Raw genomic sequence first — 17,711 nt, forward strand, 5'->3', positions numbered from 1 at the left:
GTACGTGTCGTGCTTCTGGGCGTACCCGCCTTGACTCAGCGCAGTGACTCAGGCGTCCCAGTCGATCTCGATGTCTTCGGTCAGCGGGTACGCTTGGCACGCCAACACGCAGCCGTCGGCGATCTCGTCGTCGCTCAGGCAGTCGTTCACCGCCATCTTCACTTGGCCTGCGGTGAGCTTTGCCTGGCAGGAACTGCAGTAGCCCTCTTCACAGGAGTACGGTGGATCCACCCCCGCCGCGACGGCTGCTTGCAGCAGCGTTTGCCCCGCTTGGTAAGGCACCAAATGAAGCTTCTTGTCCCAGCGCACGCGGATTTGAGCGGGCACCGCGAGGTCCGCAGAAGCCTTTGCGCTGGCTTGCTTGGCGCTGACCTCATCTGGATCGCTGGGAGAGACGAAGCGCTCCACGAAGACATGCTCACGGGGAACCGACTCAGCCAGCAACGTGTGCTCAACGAGATCCATGAACGCGCTCGGGCCACAGATGTAGCAATCGGCGTCGAGCCAGCCCGCGACTTGTGCCTTCACGTCAGTCGCTTGCAAAAAACCGCGCTCGGCGTCGAGGTGGTGAACCAGCTCGAAGCGATCGGGATGAGTGGCGCGGAGCGCTTCGAGCTCCGCCTTGAAGATGATGCTGTCTGAGTCTCGGTTGGCGTAGACCAGGCGCAGCTTGCGCGAGGTCGTCGCCAGGGCGGTCTTCAAGATCGAGAACACCGGCGTCACACCGCTACCGCCTGCGAAGAGCAAGAGCGGTGTCTCACGCTCGCGCAGGGTAAAGCGGCCGGCTGGAGGCAGCACGCGCAAGGTATCCCCGGTCTTTACCGAGTCGTTGAACCAGTTCGACACGCGGCCGTCGCTCACGCGCTTGACCGTGACCCGGTGCTCCTTGTCGGTGTCCGGGGAGCTGGACAACGAGTAGCAGCGCGTCAGCACGCGACCGGCGTGCTCCACCTTGAACGTCAGAAACTGGCCCGCCAGATAGGCAAACTGGCGCGCCAGCCCTGCTGGGATATCGACGACTACGGAGCAACTGTCGGCGGTCTCCCGGATCACCCGGGCCACCTTCAGATCATGATAGGCTTTTGAATCCGCGCGGAACGCGTCTTCAGCTGCTGCTGCTGCCGTTGTCATGCGTGTTCGAAGCGTGGGTCGCGTGCGCCGTGGGGAGCGCCGCCTTGGCGCTTGCGGGTAGCTCGAGCCCGATCCCCTTCAGCATGGTGCGCAACGCCAGACCCGGAAGCCCTTGCTGCACGGCCTGAGGGTCCGTGGCACCTTGGAGCGCGAGACCGTCCGCCAGCGCCCACACCGCACGCGCGATCTGTTCGGGGTTCAGCTCGGGCCGTACGCCGACTTGGTTGAAGTGCGACTCGAGGGCCGCTCCGAAGCCTTGCATCAAGGCATTGTCCCGCTGCTGGAGCTTCTCCCGAGCCTCTGGGTGACGCCGCGCGTAGAGCCGGAACTCCATGTCCAGCAGCACGAAGTCATCCACGCTAGCGAGGTTCCGCGCGTGATCGAACAGGACCGCAAGGCGACGGTCGGGATCCGCATCCTCGAAGACTCCGAGCAGCATGGTGACGATGTTCTCCACGTGGCGCTCGGCGACTTCGAGGAACAACTCCTCCTTGCTGCCGAAGTTCGAGTACACCGCGCCCTTGGTGTAACCAGCGGCCTCGGCGACTTCGTCCAGGGATGCGCCGTGGTAACCGCGCCGGCCAAAGACCGCGGCTGCGGCTTGCAGTAGGTCTTCGCGTGTGCGGGCTCGTCGCTCGTCACGGGTCAGCCTACGCGGGGGAGTGTCAGTAGTTACGGACATTTACAGCCTCCAGTACTCAAGAGTATCCCAATACCGAGAAACATATACTTTAAAGTATACCGATACTCCAGGGTATAGTTTGTTCTTGACACATTACGGCAACAGTCGCTAACTCCACGTAGAACGTGTTTCAGAGACGGGGGCAACCACTGCTCCCGCGAGCAGCGAGGCTGAACACTCAGCCAGCGACGGAGGGTTACGCATGGTCGACCGTATCGACAACTGTCAGCAGTACTTCGACACCATCCAGGATCGTTTCATCGCGGATCAAGCGAAGGGCGTTGAGGCGACCTACGTGTACGAGCTGAGCGGGAACGGCGGCGGGACCTGGACCGTTTCCGTGAAGGATCAAGCGGTGTCCGTTTCCGAGGGCAGCACGGACAACGCGAGCGTGACGTACACCATGAAGGCAGACGACTACGTCAAGCTCGCCAACGGCGATCTGGGCGGCGCGAAGGCCGTAATGACGCGCAAGCTCAAGGTCAGCGGCAGCATCCCGCTGGCCCGCAAGATGAACAACTTCCTGCCGCCGCTCAAGGGCTGAGCCCCGCGGAAACAGGCGTAGAGAGTCCGCGCCGTCACCCGTGAGCCGCGTGAGGCCAGGGGTTGCGGCGCGGGCCTGTGTTTAGCAGAGGCCGCGTAGAAGGCGGCGACGTCCAGGCGCGGCGAGGGGAACGAGGGCGACCATGGAATTCAACATCGCAGATCTGTACGAGTCGCTGGTCGATACGTTCGGCGAGCGCCTCGCGTTGGTGTCCGGCGAGCGCCGCCTGAGCTACGCGGAGCTCGATCAGCGCGCGACCCGGCTGGCGAACTTCTTGGCGTCGCGAGGCGTGAAGGCTGGAGACCACATCGGTCTCCACCTCTACAACGGCACCGAGTACGTGGAGGGCATGCTCGCCGCGATGAAGCTCAGGGCCGTGAGCATCAACCTGAACTACCGCTACGTCGCCCATGAGCTGCGTTACCTGGTGGAAAATGCAGACCTGGTCGCGATCCTGAGTCAGCGGGAGTTCGCGCCAATCGTCGTGGACGCGGCGCTCGGCGCGGAAAAGTTGCACACCTGCGTACTGCTCGATGACGGCAGCAGCGGTGAGGTCGACGCGCGGCTCGAGGCCTTCGACTACGACCAAGTGCTCGCCGAAGCATCAGCGGAGCGCGCATTCGAAAAGCGTAGCGGAGACGACCTGTTCATCATCTACACCGGCGGCACCACCGGCATGCCGAAGGGCGTGATGTGGCGCCAGGAAGACTTGTTCTTCGCGGCCCTCCAGGGTGGCAACCCCGGAGGCGATCCGATCGAGACTCCAGAGGCGCTCGCACCTTCCGCGGCTGAGGGTGGGGTGACGATGTTGCCTTGCGCGCCGTTCATTCACGGCGCCGCGCAGCTGACTTGTTGGATCTGCCTGCTCTCTGGAGGAAAGCTCGTGATTCAACCCGGCAAGAGCTTCGACGCCAAGCGCATCTGCGAGCTGATCCCCGAGGAAGAGGTCAACACCATCATGCTGGTTGGCGACGCCATGGGCCGGCCCATCACCGACGAGCTCGAGCGGGCCTCCTATGACGTGAGTAGCATGCTCGCCATCGCGTCGTCCGGTGCGGTGCTGAGCCCGGTCGTGCGCGACAAGCTGCAAGAGCTCGTGCCTGACGCCCTGGTGCTCAACAACTTTGGAGCCAGCGAGACGGGGCACCAAGGTTCCGCTGTGCCCGGCGAAGACACCGGCACCGACGGTCGCCCATCGTTCTTCATGGACGAGGCGAACAGCGTGCTCGACGACGACATGAAACCTGTGGCTCCCGGCTCGGGAGTGATCGGGAAGCTGGCGCGCAGTGGTCACGTGCCCCTCGGCTACTACAAGGACGAGGCCAAGACCCAAGAGCGCTTCGTGACGATTGACGGCGTGCGCTGGGTGCTGCCGGGTGACTCGGCCACCGTCGAAGAAGACGGTCGCATCACGGTGTATGGCCGCGGCAGCAACTGCATCAACAGCGGTGGCGAGAAGATTTTCCCTGAGGAAGTTGAAGAGGCGCTGAAGTCCCACCCGGACGTCTACGACGTGCTCGTGGTCGGCGTGGAAGACGAGAAATGGATGCAGCGCGTAGCGGCGGTCGTGGCCCCCCGTGAGGGCAAGGCGCCCGATCTGAATGCGCTACAAGAGCACGCTCGCAAGTTCATCGCGGGCTACAAGGTGCCGCGGCAGCTCAAGCTCGTGAGTCACGTCGAGCGCTTCCCCAGTGGCAAGCCCGACTACAAATGGGCCAAGGCCGCAGCCGAGGACGCTCCAGACGAGGTCCAGGTTCGCTGAATGAAGGAGCCCGGGACAGACTGGGTCGCCGTCCCTGGCGTTGCGTCGAGCGGTGGGATTCAGCTGCTCGATGAGCTGCCGCACGGATTCAAAGTTCCGGGCGAGCCGAGCGATCCAGCGTGGCGCGCGCGCCGCGTGTTGGCCGCTGAACTCCGGCGGCTCGGCGACGAGTTGATGCGCAGCCAGGGAGATGCCGCGTGCTTTGAGCGAGCCACGGCGCTGGTTGGTGAAGCCCGTGCGCTGGTCGAGGCAGCGCCTTCGAGGAGCTTCTTTCAGGCCCATCAGGCGCGCGATACGTCGGCCCACGAGGAATGGGCGGACCGGAGCCCTGTGATTGGTCACGGCAATCCTGCGGCGCCGCCCTTGTCCCTGGAGATCGAAGGCGATGAGGTCGCCGGTCGCGGGACGTACTGCGAGCTATTTCAAGGTGGCCCGGGCTGCGTTCATGGGGGCCACATCGCTGCGGGTTTCGATCACGTGCTCGGTGCCGCGGCGCTGCGGCGCGGCGTCGTGTGCATGACGGGCAAGCTGAGCGTCAAGTATCGCAAGCCGGTGCGCCTTGGGGTGCCCGTGGAGTATCGCGCGCGCATCAAGGACGTCGTCGGTCGCGCGACGCTGGTCGTCGGTGAACTCAGGCAGCTCCAAGGAACAGGGCATCTCCTCGCGGAAGCGGAGGGCATGTTCGTCGAGCTGGCGCTAGACCAGATGCGCGATCTGCTCGACCGGCACCCGCAGGCAGGCGAGGCGCCGAGCAGCGTGCCTAACCCCCAAACCCCGAAGTAGCGACCCCAGAGCGTTTTCAGCGAACGTCGAGGTTCGCAAGTGAGGCAGAGCCATGCACGTAAGAAGCGTCAAAGAGAGCCCCGGTGCGGTGATGAAGCGACCTCCGGGGCCGCGGGGGCACTGGCTCTGGGGCAGCACCGTGGACTTTCAAACGGGGCAACTCGAGTTCGTCGACGGCCTGTTCGAGAAGTACGGGCACGTCGCGCGCTTCTCGGTTGCGTTTCACGAGTGGGTGCAGGTGAGCGATCCCGAGGCGGTGCACGAGATCCTCGTGAAGCGTCCGGACCTGTTCCTGAAGCCCAAGGTGAACAAGCAGATCTTCAAGCTCTTTCTTGGGCAAGGCGTGCTGAGCGCGGACGGCGATGCGTGGAAGCGCCAGCACAAGATGATCCTGCCCGCGTTTCACAAGCGCCGTATCGACGCCTACGGTGAGGTGATGACGCGCTACACCGATCAGATGATTGACGCGTGGAAAGAAGGGGAGCGTGTCGACTTCTGTCATGAGATGACCGAGGTCACCTTGGGCATCGTCGCCAAGACGCTCTTCGACGCGGACGTCCGCGGGAGCCAGGCGGAGACCGTGCGTGAAGCGATGAAGGTGATCAACCAAGTTTTGGTTGAACACATCGAGCTGCCCATCCCGGTGCCCGGTTGGTGGCCTAGCCGCAAGAACCGCAAAAAAATGGCGGCCATCGGTGATATCGATCGCATCGTTCAGCGCATCATCGATGAGCGCCGTCGCACAGGAGAGGACCGCGGAGATCTGTTGAGCATGCTCATCCAGGCGCGGGATGAATCCGGCGAGGGTATGGGCGACAAGCAGGTGCGCGACGAGTCGATGACGCTCTTTTTCGCGGGCCACGAGACCACGGCCCACGCGCTCACCTGGTGTTGGTACCTCCTCGGGCAGCACCCCGAGGTGGTGGCCAAGATGCAGGAAGAGGTCGAGCGGGTCTGTGGAGACCGCAAGCCGACCATCGACGACAACCTGATGTACATCGATCAGGTGTTCAAAGAGGCGATGCGCGTCTTGCCATCGGTGTGGACGTTCATGCGTGAGCCCGCGGAGGACGTGCTGATCGGTGACTTCTTGCTACCCAAGGGCTGCTACGTGTTCATCAGCCCCTACGTCATGCACAAGAACCCGGAGTACTTTCCGGAGCCCGATGTTTTCCGCCCGGAACGCTTCACCAAGGACTTCGAGCGAAGTCTGCCGAAGGCAGCGTACGTGCCGTTCTCCATGGGTCCGCGGGTGTGCATGGGTAAGAACTTCGCCTTGATGGAAGCGCGGCTGATCCTCGCGACGCTGATCCAGCGTGGCGTCGAGCCGCAGATCCCCGCGGATTACACTCCGATCAAGAACCCGCGGCTCTCGCTCAACCCGAAGAACGGTCTACCGAACATCGTGCGCTTCAAGAAGCCGGAGGCTTCGCGAACGCAAGCCAACGAGAGCCACGCGACGCCCTGAGACGGATACGCGACCCGAGACGGATACAGTGATGAGCGACTGGGACCATAAGACGGATTTCTTGGTGGTAGGCAGCGGCGGCGGCGGAATGACCGCTGCACTGGTCGCAAAGCAGCACGGCCTGAACGCCCTGGTGATCGAAAAGACCGAAAAGTTCGGGGGCTCCACAGGGCTTTCCGGGGGGAATATCTGGATTCCGAATAACCCTCATATGGACGGGGTGGGGGTGAGGGACTCCCGAGAAGACGCTTTGGTGTACCTCAAGGGCATCACCAAAGGTCGCGTCCCCGAGGAGCGCATCGTCGCGTACGTGGACAAGGCGCCAGAGATGGTGCGCTACCTCGAGGCGAACAGCGACGTGAAGTTCATGGCGGTGCCGCGCTACCCCGACTACTACCCGGAGCATCCGGGCGGAAAGATCGGCGCGCGCTCCATCGAGCCGTTGCCGTTCCGCGCATCGAGGCTAGGCCCAGAGGAGTTCAAGCTCCGGCGCTCGGGGCAGGGCCTGGTGCTCGGCCGTATGGGGCTCACCGCCAAGGAGGCGCACACCTTGGTGCAGTTCTCCTTCTGGAGCTTCGTCCTGATGTTCTGGATCATGCTGAAGTACTGGTTCGACATCGGGGCACGCCGCAAAGGCCGCGGCGATGGCCGCCTGTGCCTCGGTGTTGCCCTGGTCGGGCGCTTGCGTCGCGCGCTGATGGACGCGGACGTTCCGCTCTGGCTCTCGACCACCTGTGAGGAGCTGATCGTCGAAGGAGGGCGCGTCGTTGGCGCGAAGGTGACCCGCGACGGCAAGTCGATGCGGATCCGCGCGGAGAAGGGCGTGTTGTTCGCCGCGGGTGGCTTCGCCAAGAACGCAAAGCTACGTCAGGAGCATCAACAAGGCCCGATCGGCGCAGACTGGACTGCGGCGTGCGAGGGCAACACCGGTGAGGTCATCGGCATGGGCCAGGCGCTTGGCGCTGCGGTGGACCTGATGGACGACGCCTGGTGGACTCCGGTGACGCTGCTGCCTGACGGTTACCCCTGGCTGCTCGTCGTAGAAAAGTCGATGCCTGGCTGTGTGATGGTCAATCGCGCCGGCAAGCGCTTCACGAACGAAGCCGCGCCCTACGTCGACGTGGTCAAGGGCCAGTACGCCGCAAACTCCGACGAGGCGCCGAGCATCCCCGCCTACCTGATTTTCGATCAACGCTATCGCCGCTCATATCCGTGCGGACCACTCGGCCCGAGCCGTCTCCAGCCTGACAGCAGCCTACCGAAGCGCCTGCGCCAAGGCTTCCTCAAGAAGTCGGGCACGCTGGCTGGCTTGGCTGAGAAGCTCGGCGTGGATGCCGCAGGCCTGGAAGCGGAGATTGCGCGCTTCAACGGCTTTGCCAAAGCGGGCAAGGACGAAGACTTCCAGCGCGGCGACAGCCTTTACGACCGCTACTACAGCGACAGCAAGATCAAGCCGAACCCGAGCCTCGCGCCGATCGTCGAAGCACCCTTCTACGCCATCGAAGTCTGGCCCGGCGATCTCGGCACGAAGGGAGGCCTAGTGACCGACGTCGACGGCCGCGTGCTGAAAGCGGACGGCAGCGCCATCGAGGGCCTGTACGCCACGGGGAACTGCTCCGCCGCGGTGATGGGCAACACCTATCCCGGCGCCGGCGGCACCATCGGCCCCTCGATGACGTTCGGCTACGCCGCAGCGCTGCACGCCGCCGGAGCCACGAAGTCAGAATCCGCACGGAACAGCGAGCGAGCGGCGGCCGAGTAGAGCTAGGGTTAGAGCTAGGGTTAGAGCTAGGGTTAGAGCTAGGGTTAGAGCTAGGGTTAGAGCTAGGGTTAGAGCTAGGGTTAGAGCTAGGGTTAGAGCTAGGGTTAGAGCTGGCGCATTTCCGTGGGGTAGTCGCTGGCTGGGCTTTGCTTCGCTCGCCCAGCTCTCGCGCTCACGCTCACCCTAGCTCTGACGCTCACGCTCACCCTAGCACTAGCTCTCTCTCTTCCATCTTGCCGGCGTGCTCGGCGGCGTCCAGGCCGGGGCCGGGCTGCGCCCGGTGCTCGCTGCGCTCGCAGCCTGGACTCCGCCTGCGACTCGCCGGCGTGGTGATCGGGTGATCGAAAGGAGGTCACCCAATGCTCGATATCTATCCGTTCATTCTCGAAACCATCACAATGATTCGGCCGCTGGTTGCGAAAGTTTGCCGTGCGGATCCGGACTTGCACCGGCAGCTGAAGCGCGCGCAGTCCTCCATTGCGCTCAACGTCGCCGAGGGCGCATATAGCCGCGGCCGCAACCAGCAGGCGCGCTTTCAGTGCGCCATGGGCTCGGCGCGGGAAACGCTAGCGTGCCTTGAGGTTGCCGCGGCCCTCGGTGAGATCCCACCGCTCGAAGACGCGCTCCACGCGCGCTTCAACCGCATCATCGGCACGCTGCACCGGCTGTCGGTCAGGTGAGGTTTAGGGGAGCGCGTCGCGGCGTCTCGCGGCGCGCTCTCTCCCCCCCCCAAAAAAATGAACCGCCTAGGGCGCGACGGGCAGGCTCGCTGGCGCTTCCTGATCGTAGAACTGCGCGTACCACTTGCGCAGCGCGCCGATGGCGCCGTCGCCGTCGCAGAGCATGGGGCGGTCGCGGTAGAGCTTGTTCTCCCAGATGGCGATATCCTCCTGGAAACCGACCTGGAGGTTATTGATGTAGCCCTGGGCGAACTGATCCATCTTCGCGTCGTCGCCGATCTTCTTCAGCATCACGCCGAAGCGCAAATGGAGGCTGTCCTTGTCGATGGGCGTGTGGGCGTTGACGAGGCGGCTGTGCAGGTAGCCCTGCATGTCGGTGACTTGGAAGCCGGGCCCGTAGTAGGTCGCTTCAAGGCTGAACTTGTCTTTGCCCCCGCCGCGCGGATACGCGATTCCGCTGGTGCGTTGAATCGCCAGGTGGCCGTCGAACTCGTTGTCGAAGGTGTCGACATGGGTGCCGTGCACGCGGGGGAAGTGCCCCTTGTCAGCGACATTTTCGACGATCTCCTTCGGGTGCGTCTTGATCGTCAGGATGTTCTTGGTCCAGCCGGTCCACTCTGGATCGCCCCAGCCTTCGAGCTTCGGTACTTCGAAGAAGGGCTCCCGGCGCTTGCTGTCGTGCCACAGGTAAATGAGCCCGTTCTTCTCCAGAATGGGGAAGGTGCGCACGCAGGCTTTGGGCGGGATGCGCTTCGCGTAGGGCACCTCGTTGCAGTTGCCATCAGCGCCGAATTTCCAAGCGTGGAAGGGGCAGCGAATGTCGTTGCCTTCGACCTTGCCACCGTAGGCGAGGTGGGCCCCCAGGTGCGGACAGAACGCGTCGTGAACGTGGACCAGGCCATCGTCGAGCCCACGATAGGCCACCAGATCGCGGCCGAAGTAGCGCATGGGTTGGACATCGCCCGGAGCTAGATCTTCGGCCCAAGCCACGACGAACCACCCCGTCGGATACCCATTGAAGCTGAGCAGCGCCATCTGTCGCGTTTGCCTTTCTCTGATCGTTCCGAAACTTGAGCGACGATCCGTTTGACTCTCGCCGCGTGAGAAAATAGAACACGTTCTATTCGCACTCGCAAGGCCTTCTACCGGTATGCGAAGAGCCGCACGGACGGTGCAGCGCGAGTGCTTCGAAGGCGCGATACGCGGAAGGGTTGAGTCAATGAGCGAAGCACCTCACAGGCGATTCGAAGAGCAAGTAGCTTGGGTTACGGGGGCTGCTGGGGGCATTGGTCGCGCGACGGCGCTGCGCTTTGCTGCGGAAGGCGCAAGCGTTGCGTGTTTCGACGTGAACGACAAAGGCCTCGCGGAGACGGTCAATCAGATCGAAGCGGCCAAGGGTGTGGGGGCGGCGTTCAACTGCGACGTGAGCAACCCGGACTCCGTGAAGAGCGCGACGAGCGGGGCACGGGAGCGCTTTGGCAAGCTTCATCACCTGGCGAACGTTGCAGGGATCTTGCGTAGCGATCCGTCCCTCGAGCTCTCCTTCGAGGACTGGAGCAAGGTGATCGGTATCAACCTCACAGGCACGTTCTTGATGTGTCAGGCGGCGCTGCCGTTCCTGCTCGAGACGAAGGGCAGCATCGTCAACACCTCGAGCACCGCAGCGCTTGGTAGTCACCCCTGGATGGCGGCCTATGCCGCGTCGAAGGGCGGGGTGCTCTCGCTGACGAAGAGCCTGAGCATTGAGTTCATCAAGCGTGGGGTGCGCGTCAACGCGATCATCCCGGGCGCCATCGCGACCAACATGCACTCGCAGTTTCGCCTGCCCGAGGGTGGGGACTTCGAGCTACTGAAGGGAGCCATTCCGCATATTCCGTACGGAACCCCAGAATGCGTGGCCGGCACCATCGCGTTCTTGTGCTCCAAGGACGCGGCGTTCATCCATGGCGCGGAGCTGTTGGTGGACGGCGGAGCCATGAGCTGAGGGAGCTGGGAGACCGACCAATGAGCATGCCCAAAGACGTTCGGGTGATCGACCTGATGCTTAACATCCCGGGGGAGGACAACAGCGGCTGGTACGAGTTCATGAAGCCGCTGCTCCTCGACCAGGAGAGCCAGCAGGTGTTCAAGATGCCTGCCCAGTACATGTTCAAGAACATCCCGGACGTGGGGCCTCAAGAAGACTACATCGACTACACGATCAAGAAGCTCGACCAGTTCAACATCGAGCGCGCGCTGATGGGCATCGATGACGAGAACAAGGTCGTCAAAGAGGCGAAGCAGCGCTTCCCCCAGCGGATCCTGGCGAGCTACCACGCGAATCCGAACAACGGCATGGACGAGGTGCGCAAGATCGTCCGCATGCATCAAGAGCACAGCATCGTCGCTGTGACGGCGTTTCCGTCGGGTTTGTGCCCTCAGGTGCCGATCAACGACAAGCGCTGGTACCCGATCTACGCCAAGTGCGTGGAGCTGGATCTGCCGTTTTGCTGCTGCGTCGGCGTACCTGGCCCGAGGCTGCCCATGGCGCCGCAGCACGTCGAGCTGATCGACGAAGTGTGCTGGTTCTTCCCCGAGCTGAAGTTCGTGATGCGTCACGGCGCCGAGCCATGGGTGGACCTCGCGGTGAAGCTGATGATCAAGTATCCGAACCTGTACTACTCGACGAGCGCCTTCGCCCCGAAGCACTACCCCAAGGCGATCATCGACTACGCCAACACCCGGGGGGCGAACAAGGTGATGTACGCCGGCTATTTCCCCATGGGTTTGAGTCTCGAGCGGATCTTCGACGAGCTCGACCGGGTGCCTTTCAAACCGGAGGTATGGCCAAAGTTTCTGCGTGAAAATGCGCTGCGGGTGTTCAAACTAGAGTCTGCATGAGTCCACGCAGTCGATTTCACCACATCCGGCGGCGCATCCGCATGCCTCGCTGGTCGGAGCGTCGCACCCGGGTCGAGACGCCACGCCCCTTCGCTGAAGGGAGCCTGCGGCTCTCTCACGGCTCCGAGCTGGGCTTTGGGCGTTACGGCGCCGCTGGTGGTCGCGCGGTGTTCTGGTTCCATGGCACCCCCGGTGGTCGTCACCAGTTGCCCCTGGACGCGCCGAGCGCCGCCGAGGCGCGGGGCATCGAAATCATCAGCGTGGAGCGCCCTGGGATCGGTGAGTCGACCCACCAGCCCGAGCGCTGCTTCTTGAGCTACGCCCAGGACATCGCGGAGCTTGCCGATTCCCTGGGGCACCAAGAGTTCGGTGTCGTCGGTCTCTCCGGAGGCGGCCCATATGTGCTCGCCTGTGCCCATGAGCTACCGGAGCGGGTTGTCGTTGGAGTGAGCCTGGGCGGTGTCGGGCCGTGTCATGAGACGAGCGGCGCGCCGAGCTACAACCGAACGCTGCTCGGCTTGTTGAACGCCGTCGATCGCCATCGCGCGCCCCTTGGTGCGCTCTTGAGCGTGGTGGTGCAGCCCCTCAGGCCCTTGGTGAGTCCGTGCTTCGATTTGTACGTGAAGTATGGGCCCCAGGAGGATCGCCCGGTGTTCGAGCGCCCGGAGATGAAGGCGATGTTTTGCCGCGATATCGTGGCAGCGACGGAGAAGGGGATGCGGGCGCCGATCTACGATCTGTCGTTGTTCAGCCGTCCGTGGCCGTTCGACCCGGCCGACATCCAGGTGCCGATCCATTTCTACCACGGTGACGCGGACACCATCGTGCCTCTCAGCCACTCGGAGTACCTTGCGGAAACGATTCCTGATACGTCCCTCGAGGTGCTCGAGGGACTGGGGCACTTCGCGGGCTTCATGAGCGCGCCCCGGGTGCTGGACCGCATCGGTGAGGTTTGGGACCAGCGCGAGACGGCGACACCGGACGAGCCCAGCGCCGAGGAGCGACTGAGCCGGGATTCTGCGCCGCCTTTGGGCTGACTGAAGCGGCACCTGGTGTGCCTCTCCCCCCAAAAAACTGTCGCTGGATTGGGCTGCGGTGAACGTCGGGCTCAGCCGAAGATCAGGTAGCCGGCGCCGCTGATGAAGAAGTTCAGGATGATCACCGCGAGGGAAGAGTTCACCACCGCGCGGGTCGTCGCCCAGCCCACGCCCTCGGAGCCGCCGAAGGTGGAGAGGCCGCAGTAGCCGCTCACGATGGGGATGGCTGCACCGTAGGCGAAGCACTTGGTCACGCCGACGATCACATCACCCCAGTCGACCAGGCTCCAGTTGATGAACGTTTCCGCGGAGATCCCGAAGAACATCTTGCCGGTCCACATGCCGGTCAAGATGGAGACGCCGCCGGCGATCACCACGCACATGATGGTCATGATGGTGCTGGCGACGAAGCGGGGCTTGATCAGGTAGTCGATGGGATCCGCCGCGGTCATGCGCAGCGCATCAACCTGCTCAGTGACCACCATCGAGCCAATTTCGGCTGCGATGCCAGCACCAACCCGGGTCGCTAACATGAGCGCGCAGATGGACGCGGCGATGTCGCGCACGATGAGCTCGAGGAAGGTCGCGCCGAGCAGTGTGACGTCGGGCACCGCGCGCTTCACCTGGATCCCCGCTTGATACGTGAGGATCATGCCCATGAAGCCCATCACGATGCACAGAAACACCAGGCTCCGGTTCCCGATCTCGTAGCACTGCTGCAGGATCGCGCCCGGGCGGCGCTGCCCCCGGAAGGTGTAGTAGAGGGTCTGCACGAAGACCGAGTACTGAGCCTTGGCGGAGCTCAGGAGGTCGAGGACTGCTGCACCAACGGCGGCTAGACCTTTCGGTTCCTCCGGGAAATCATCCTCGATGTGGCCGACTGCGCTGGAGGAGCCGCCCGCTTGTACGCTGGGATCGCTGACGGTCATCTGTAGGTCATCCGAGCGCGAAAGAGACCAGGTAGTCGAGCATGAACATGCCCGCGGCGCTCACCACCACCGTGGCGTTGACCGCGCGCCCCACGCCCGGTGCACCACCGGAGGTAGCGACTCCGAACTGGCAGCTGGCGAGGGCCATGATCACGCCAAACACGATGGATTTGGCCAAACCGTGGAAGACGTCACCCACGTCGAGCAAGCCGCTGACGATGCCGTTGTAGAAGATCTGCGGCTCGACCCCGAGCACGGCGTAGCCCGCGTAGGCCGCGCCAAACAGCGCCAGCGCGTCGGAGAAGATGGTGGACAGGAAGATGGTCGTCACCATCGCGATGAAGCGCGGCACGATCAAAAAGCTGATGGGGTCGATCGACAGCGCCCGCAGTGCGTCGATCTGCTCGGTGACCACCATGGTGCCGAGCTCCGCGGTGTTGTTCGCGCCCACGCGGCCACTGAGCATCAACGCGGTCAACAAAGGGCCGATTTCGCGCAGTGTGGTGAAGCCTGCCGCCCAGCCGAGCAGGCCTTGAGCGCCGTAGCGTTCCACGATGGGCGCCGCCTGGATGATCATGATGCCGCCGGTGAACAGCGCCGTGACGACCACGATGGGCAGCGACTTCACGCCCATCTTGTGCATGTTCTTGATGAGCTCGGAGTAGTCGAAGTCGAAGCGCACCGCGCGGCTCACGATGCGACCGAACAGCACACCCATCCCGCCGACGATCTGAGCCGTTGCGAGGAAGCTGGCTCCGACTGCGGAGACCGGAGCGAGCACTGCGGGCGACTTCGCCATTCAGCGAACGGGTGTACCATAAAGCCGCACTAAACGTTTCGGGATGCGTTCCGCTCTGCGTCGAAACTTTGTCCTGGCCGCGCCTGAATAGAACGTGTTTCACTGGGCGCGTGGAGAAGCACCAGCCAGCGAGGCTTTCGTGAGCGAGCCGAAGGGCGCCCCCCAGGCTTCGACGCCGGACGAGGGGATCGAAGGGACCTTCGGACCGCTACCCCTGGAGGAGCAAGCGACCATCGACGCCGAGGCCTTCAAGGCCGTGATGGCGAGCTTTGCCGCGTCTGTGACCGTGATCACGACCATCGACGCGGAAGGCAGGCCCCACGCTCTGACCGCGACCGCCTTCAGCTCCCTGAGCAAGCACCCACCGCTCTGCCTGGTGTGTGTCGATCAACGAGCACGCGCGCACGCCGTGATCCGTCGTGAGCGGCGCTTCGCGGTGAATATCCTGCAGCACAGTCAGAGCGAGATCTCCGCCCACTTCGCGACCTCCGTGGACGACAAGTTCGACGGCATCGAGTGGACCCCCGGAGAGGCGACGGGCTGCCCGCTCTTGCCCGAAGCGCTGGCCTGGATGGAGTGCCGGCTGTTCGCCGAGCACCCCGGCGGCGACCACGACATCTTCATCGGCGAGCTGCTGCAAAGTGGCGTGCGACCCGGCGCGCCGCTGGTTTACTTCCGCGGAAAATACGCGGAGCTCACCGAAAGCTGAGCCAGATGGAGGACGCTCAGGAGTTTCCCCCGGGCGCGGCCTGGGTGATCGGGGGCAGCGGTGGAGTGGGCGCGGCGATTTGCGAAGCGCTCGCCAAGCGTGGGTGCCCCGTGGCGCTCACCTACCACCGGAATCGCGCGGCCGCGGACGAGGTGTGTGAGCGGCTCAGGGCCTTCGGGGTGATTGCCCACGCAGGGCAGCTCGATTTGGCGGACGACGCCGCGATCGCCCAGGAATTTCAGGGGGTGAGGGAACGCTTCGGGCGTGTACACAGCGTGATCCTGGCCGCTGGTTCGAATATCCCCATGGAATATATCGGAGGCGTCACGCCCGAGCGCTTCAAGGCGGTGATGAGCGCCGACGCCCTCGGTGCCTTTTCTCTGGTGCACGCGACGTTGCCGCACCTGAGAGAGGCTGGCGGCAGCTACGTCGCGCTCACCAGTGTAGGGCTGTCGCGCTTTCCGCCGCGGGATATGTTGAGCGTGGTGCCCAAGGCGAGCGTGGAGGCGCTGCTGCGTGGCGTTGCCCGGGAAGAGGGGCGCAACGGAGTGCGGGCGAACTCCGTGCAGCTCGGCGTGATCGAGGCTGGGATCTTCTTGCGCCTGAAGGGGGAGGCGTTCGACCAACAGTGGGTTGAATCCGCGCGGCGAAACACCGCCCTCAAGCGCTTCGGGACGGCAGATGAAGTGGCGGAAGCCGTGGTGTTCTTGGCTTCGAATCGCGCAAGCTACATCACCGGACAGAGCTTGCTGCTCGACGGTGGCCACGCGTTGTGAGGCGACGGAACCTGGGAAGTTGTAGGAGGATGCTGGTGTGATGGAGAACGCTGCACTGGAACTCGCCCGCGAACTCACCCGCCGCACCCTCGCCGGAGACGTCGACGGGGTTGGCGCGCTGTATCACGACGACGCGGTCGTCTGGCGGAACTTCGATCAGCGCGAGCTGGTGAAGAAGCAGGTGCTCAAGGTGATCGGGCTGCTGGCGAAGAGCGTCGAAGGCTTGCGCTATGAGGAGCTACGCCTGACCGCAACCGAGAGCGGATTCGTGCAGCAGCACGTCATGCGAGGTCGCGCACCGAATGGCGCCGAGCTCCAAGTGCCTGCTTGCCTCGTGGCCCAGGTCGAAGACGGCCGCATTCGCAGGCTGGACGAGTACCTGGACGCCGCAGCGCTCGCGCCGCTGATGGGATGACTTGGGATATCCGCAGGGAATGGCGCCTGAGCCCCGGAAGGATCGAGAAGGATCGAGCCCAGAAGGAGCGAGCCCCAGAGGGATCGCGCGGGCTATTCCAACGCGTTGAAGGTGTCCCGGAGCTGGAACTCTTCACGTGCCGCGGCGAAACCGGCGAGCCCGACCCGGAATGAAATCGTCGTGTCGTCGCCCCAGGGCCACCACAGGCCAAACACGATGGTCCCGCCCACGGTGTCTGAGCAGTAGAGCACCTGGTCGGGCCGCACACCGCCGGTGTTGTCGGCGACTTCGCGCACCAGGCTAGGCGCTTTGGCAAGCGACCGGGCGGTCCACTCCTGGGCGAACGCCCCGTGGACGGCGCTGCGCGCTTCATGGGCCAGCTCCACGTTGAACGACGAGGAGACGCACGAGAAGCGTGTGTCCCAGCTCCAGCCTCCGCCCGGCCAACGTTCGCGAAGCGGCGCCAAGCTATCGAACAGCGCCTGATACGGTGCTCCCTGAGGGCGACTCATGAAGCAGAACCGTAGCGCAGTTTTCCGATCGTGGGGAGTCGATCGCAGCTCTGCCGGCTGCTTGGTCTACGAACAGTCCGGATCGAACAATCCAGGTGCACTGGTGCAGCAGGTGGAAAGCGCGTTGCATCGAGCGAGGGCCGCAAAGTAGGCTGCTCAGCGACCACCATCACCACCGTTCGTTCGCGGCCGTTCGTTCACGGCCACCGTGGACGACAAAACGCTGCCTAGAGTCCCACCAACTCGCGATGCCCCAACCCCCGAGACTCGTCCCTTGGCGTGTCGCCATTCCCCTGACGACTGCTGCTGCCGTGGCCGGCGCAGGCATTGGTTTCCTCGTGGTCAGCCTGGTTGTGAACCCATCACGCGGTTCCGCCGAGGCGGCGCCCAGCGGTGCTCTGGCTGCGGCTAGCGCTCCAAGCGCGAGCGACACGCCAGTCTCCGCGAGGAGCGGCGCAGCGGATTCAGGCGCTGCGGATTCGAGCGCGGCCGTGGATTCAGGCGCCGCGGATGCAGGTGCGACGGCAGCCGACGCCGCAGGGCCGGTCGACTTGAGCGACGCCGGCCTCAAGCCGTACGAGTCCTACTTGTTCGTGCGCTCGACTGCCCAGGCGGACGTTTGGGTGCATGGCATCAAGATTGGCCCCACCAATCACAAGCTGAAGCTGGCTTGTACGAAGGGCCTGCGCTTCACTCGGCTGGGTAAAGACCCGGGGCCGGCGTGGATCAGCAAGGCGGTCTCCGTCAAGATACCGTGCGGAAGTGTGACCGAGCTGGAGCTCGAGCCTGAATCGAATCCGAAGGCCCTCGCGGCGCCCCAGAACTCGGATAATCCTTACTGA

Annotated in this window: 19 protein-coding genes; 13 read left to right on the top strand and 6 right to left on the bottom strand. The window is 63.9% G+C overall.

Going from position 1 to position 17,711, the window contains the following annotated elements; genetic code table 11:
• Positions 1 to 48: 48 nt before the first annotated feature.
• Together H6718_14800 and H6718_14805 are read right to left on the bottom strand one after the other, a co-directional pair.
• Positions 49 to 1,131, bottom strand: a complete 1,083-nt coding sequence (locus H6718_14800) for a ferredoxin--NADP reductase (protein ID MCB9586666.1) — start codon at positions 1,129 to 1,131, stop codon at positions 49 to 51.
• A complete protein-coding gene (locus tag H6718_14805; protein ID MCB9586667.1) occupies positions 1,106 to 1,813 on the bottom strand; it encodes a TetR/AcrR family transcriptional regulator in 708 nt (235 codons plus the stop codon). Before H6718_14805 ends, H6718_14800 begins: the two co-directional genes overlap by 26 nt.
• Before the next feature lie 202 nt (positions 1,814 to 2,015).
• On the opposite strand from H6718_14805, the gene H6718_14810 reads away from it, so the two are divergent.
• The 6 genes from H6718_14810 (at position 2,016) to H6718_14835 (ending at position 8,812) form a co-directional block, all read left to right on the top strand.
• Positions 2,016 to 2,357 (top strand): SCP2 sterol-binding domain-containing protein, encoded by a 342-nt coding sequence (locus tag H6718_14810; protein ID MCB9586668.1) that lies wholly within the window; start codon positions 2,016 to 2,018, stop codon positions 2,355 to 2,357.
• 142 nt (positions 2,358 to 2,499) lie between these two features.
• Positions 2,500 to 4,119 (top strand): acyl-CoA synthetase, encoded by a 1,620-nt coding sequence (locus H6718_14815; protein MCB9586669.1) that lies wholly within the window; start codon positions 2,500 to 2,502, stop codon positions 4,117 to 4,119.
• A complete protein-coding gene (locus H6718_14820; GenBank protein ID MCB9586670.1) occupies positions 4,120 to 4,902 on the top strand; it encodes a PaaI family thioesterase in 783 nt (260 codons plus the stop codon).
• A gap of 52 nt (positions 4,903 to 4,954) precedes the next feature.
• On the top strand, positions 4,955 to 6,370 hold the full coding sequence (locus tag H6718_14825; protein ID MCB9586671.1) for a cytochrome P450: 1,416 nt from the start codon (positions 4,955 to 4,957) through the stop codon (positions 6,368 to 6,370).
• Between the two features lie 31 nt (positions 6,371 to 6,401).
• The gene (locus H6718_14830) at positions 6,402 to 8,132 is read left to right on the top strand and encodes an FAD-binding protein (protein MCB9586672.1); all 1,731 of its coding nucleotides are present in this window, start codon (positions 6,402 to 6,404) and stop codon (positions 8,130 to 8,132) included.
• Between the two features lie 359 nt (positions 8,133 to 8,491).
• Positions 8,492 to 8,812, top strand: coding sequence for a four helix bundle protein (locus H6718_14835; GenBank protein MCB9586673.1), 321 nt, complete (start codon positions 8,492 to 8,494; stop codon positions 8,810 to 8,812).
• 66 nt (positions 8,813 to 8,878) lie between these two features.
• Here the strand turns inward: H6718_14835 and H6718_14840 are convergent, their stop codons facing one another.
• A complete protein-coding gene (locus H6718_14840; GenBank protein ID MCB9586674.1) occupies positions 8,879 to 9,847 on the bottom strand; it encodes an aromatic ring-hydroxylating dioxygenase subunit alpha in 969 nt (322 codons plus the stop codon).
• A 184-nt stretch (positions 9,848 to 10,031) separates the two neighbouring features.
• Here H6718_14840 and H6718_14845 point away from each other — a divergent pair, with 184 nt between their 5' ends.
• Genes H6718_14845 through H6718_14855 form a run of 3 tightly spaced genes read left to right on the top strand, consistent with a single transcriptional unit; the run spans position 10,032 to position 12,729 of the window.
• Positions 10,032 to 10,796 carry an SDR family oxidoreductase gene (locus tag H6718_14845; GenBank protein MCB9586675.1) on the top strand — a complete coding sequence of 255 codons (765 nt, stop codon included), beginning with the start codon at positions 10,032 to 10,034 and terminating at the stop codon, positions 10,794 to 10,796.
• A gap of 20 nt (positions 10,797 to 10,816) precedes the next feature.
• On the top strand, positions 10,817 to 11,692 hold the full coding sequence (locus H6718_14850) for an amidohydrolase family protein (protein ID MCB9586676.1): 876 nt from the start codon (positions 10,817 to 10,819) through the stop codon (positions 11,690 to 11,692).
• Positions 11,689 to 12,729 (top strand): alpha/beta hydrolase, encoded by a 1,041-nt coding sequence (locus H6718_14855; GenBank protein ID MCB9586677.1) that lies wholly within the window; start codon positions 11,689 to 11,691, stop codon positions 12,727 to 12,729. Before H6718_14850 ends, H6718_14855 begins: the two co-directional genes overlap by 4 nt.
• 71 nt (positions 12,730 to 12,800) lie before the next feature.
• Here H6718_14855 and H6718_14860 read toward each other — a convergent pair whose 3' ends face one another.
• Positions 12,801 to 13,658: an ABC transporter permease gene (locus tag H6718_14860; protein ID MCB9586678.1), complete on the bottom strand. Its 858-nt coding sequence runs from the start codon at positions 13,656 to 13,658 to the stop codon at positions 12,801 to 12,803.
• A gap of 7 nt (positions 13,659 to 13,665) precedes the next feature.
• Positions 13,666 to 14,457, bottom strand: a complete 792-nt coding sequence (locus tag H6718_14865; protein ID MCB9586679.1) for an ABC transporter permease — start codon at positions 14,455 to 14,457, stop codon at positions 13,666 to 13,668.
• A 139-nt stretch (positions 14,458 to 14,596) separates the two neighbouring features.
• On the opposite strand from H6718_14865, the gene H6718_14870 reads away from it, so the two are divergent.
• Genes H6718_14870 through H6718_14880 form a run of 3 tightly spaced genes read left to right on the top strand, consistent with a single transcriptional unit; the run spans position 14,597 to position 16,357 of the window.
• Positions 14,597 to 15,166 carry a flavin reductase family protein gene (locus H6718_14870; GenBank protein ID MCB9586680.1) on the top strand — a complete coding sequence of 190 codons (570 nt, stop codon included), beginning with the start codon at positions 14,597 to 14,599 and terminating at the stop codon, positions 15,164 to 15,166.
• A 5-nt stretch (positions 15,167 to 15,171) separates the two neighbouring features.
• Entirely contained in the window at positions 15,172 to 15,942 is a 771-nt protein-coding gene (locus H6718_14875) for an SDR family oxidoreductase (GenBank protein MCB9586681.1), read from the top strand.
• Between the two features lie 40 nt (positions 15,943 to 15,982).
• A complete protein-coding gene (locus H6718_14880) occupies positions 15,983 to 16,357 on the top strand; it encodes a nuclear transport factor 2 family protein (protein ID MCB9586682.1) in 375 nt (124 codons plus the stop codon).
• Positions 16,358 to 16,449: 92 nt separating this feature from the next.
• Here the strand turns inward: H6718_14880 and H6718_14885 are convergent, their stop codons facing one another.
• On the bottom strand, positions 16,450 to 16,869 hold the full coding sequence (locus tag H6718_14885) for a hypothetical protein (protein ID MCB9586683.1): 420 nt from the start codon (positions 16,867 to 16,869) through the stop codon (positions 16,450 to 16,452).
• A gap of 311 nt (positions 16,870 to 17,180) precedes the next feature.
• On the opposite strand from H6718_14885, the gene H6718_14890 reads away from it, so the two are divergent.
• Positions 17,181 to 17,711: a hypothetical protein gene (locus H6718_14890; protein MCB9586684.1), complete on the top strand. Its 531-nt coding sequence runs from the start codon at positions 17,181 to 17,183 to the stop codon at positions 17,709 to 17,711.

Source organism: Polyangiaceae bacterium (assembly GCA_020633205.1).
Taxonomy (GTDB): Bacteria; Myxococcota_A; Polyangia; order Polyangiales; family Polyangiaceae; genus JAHBVY01.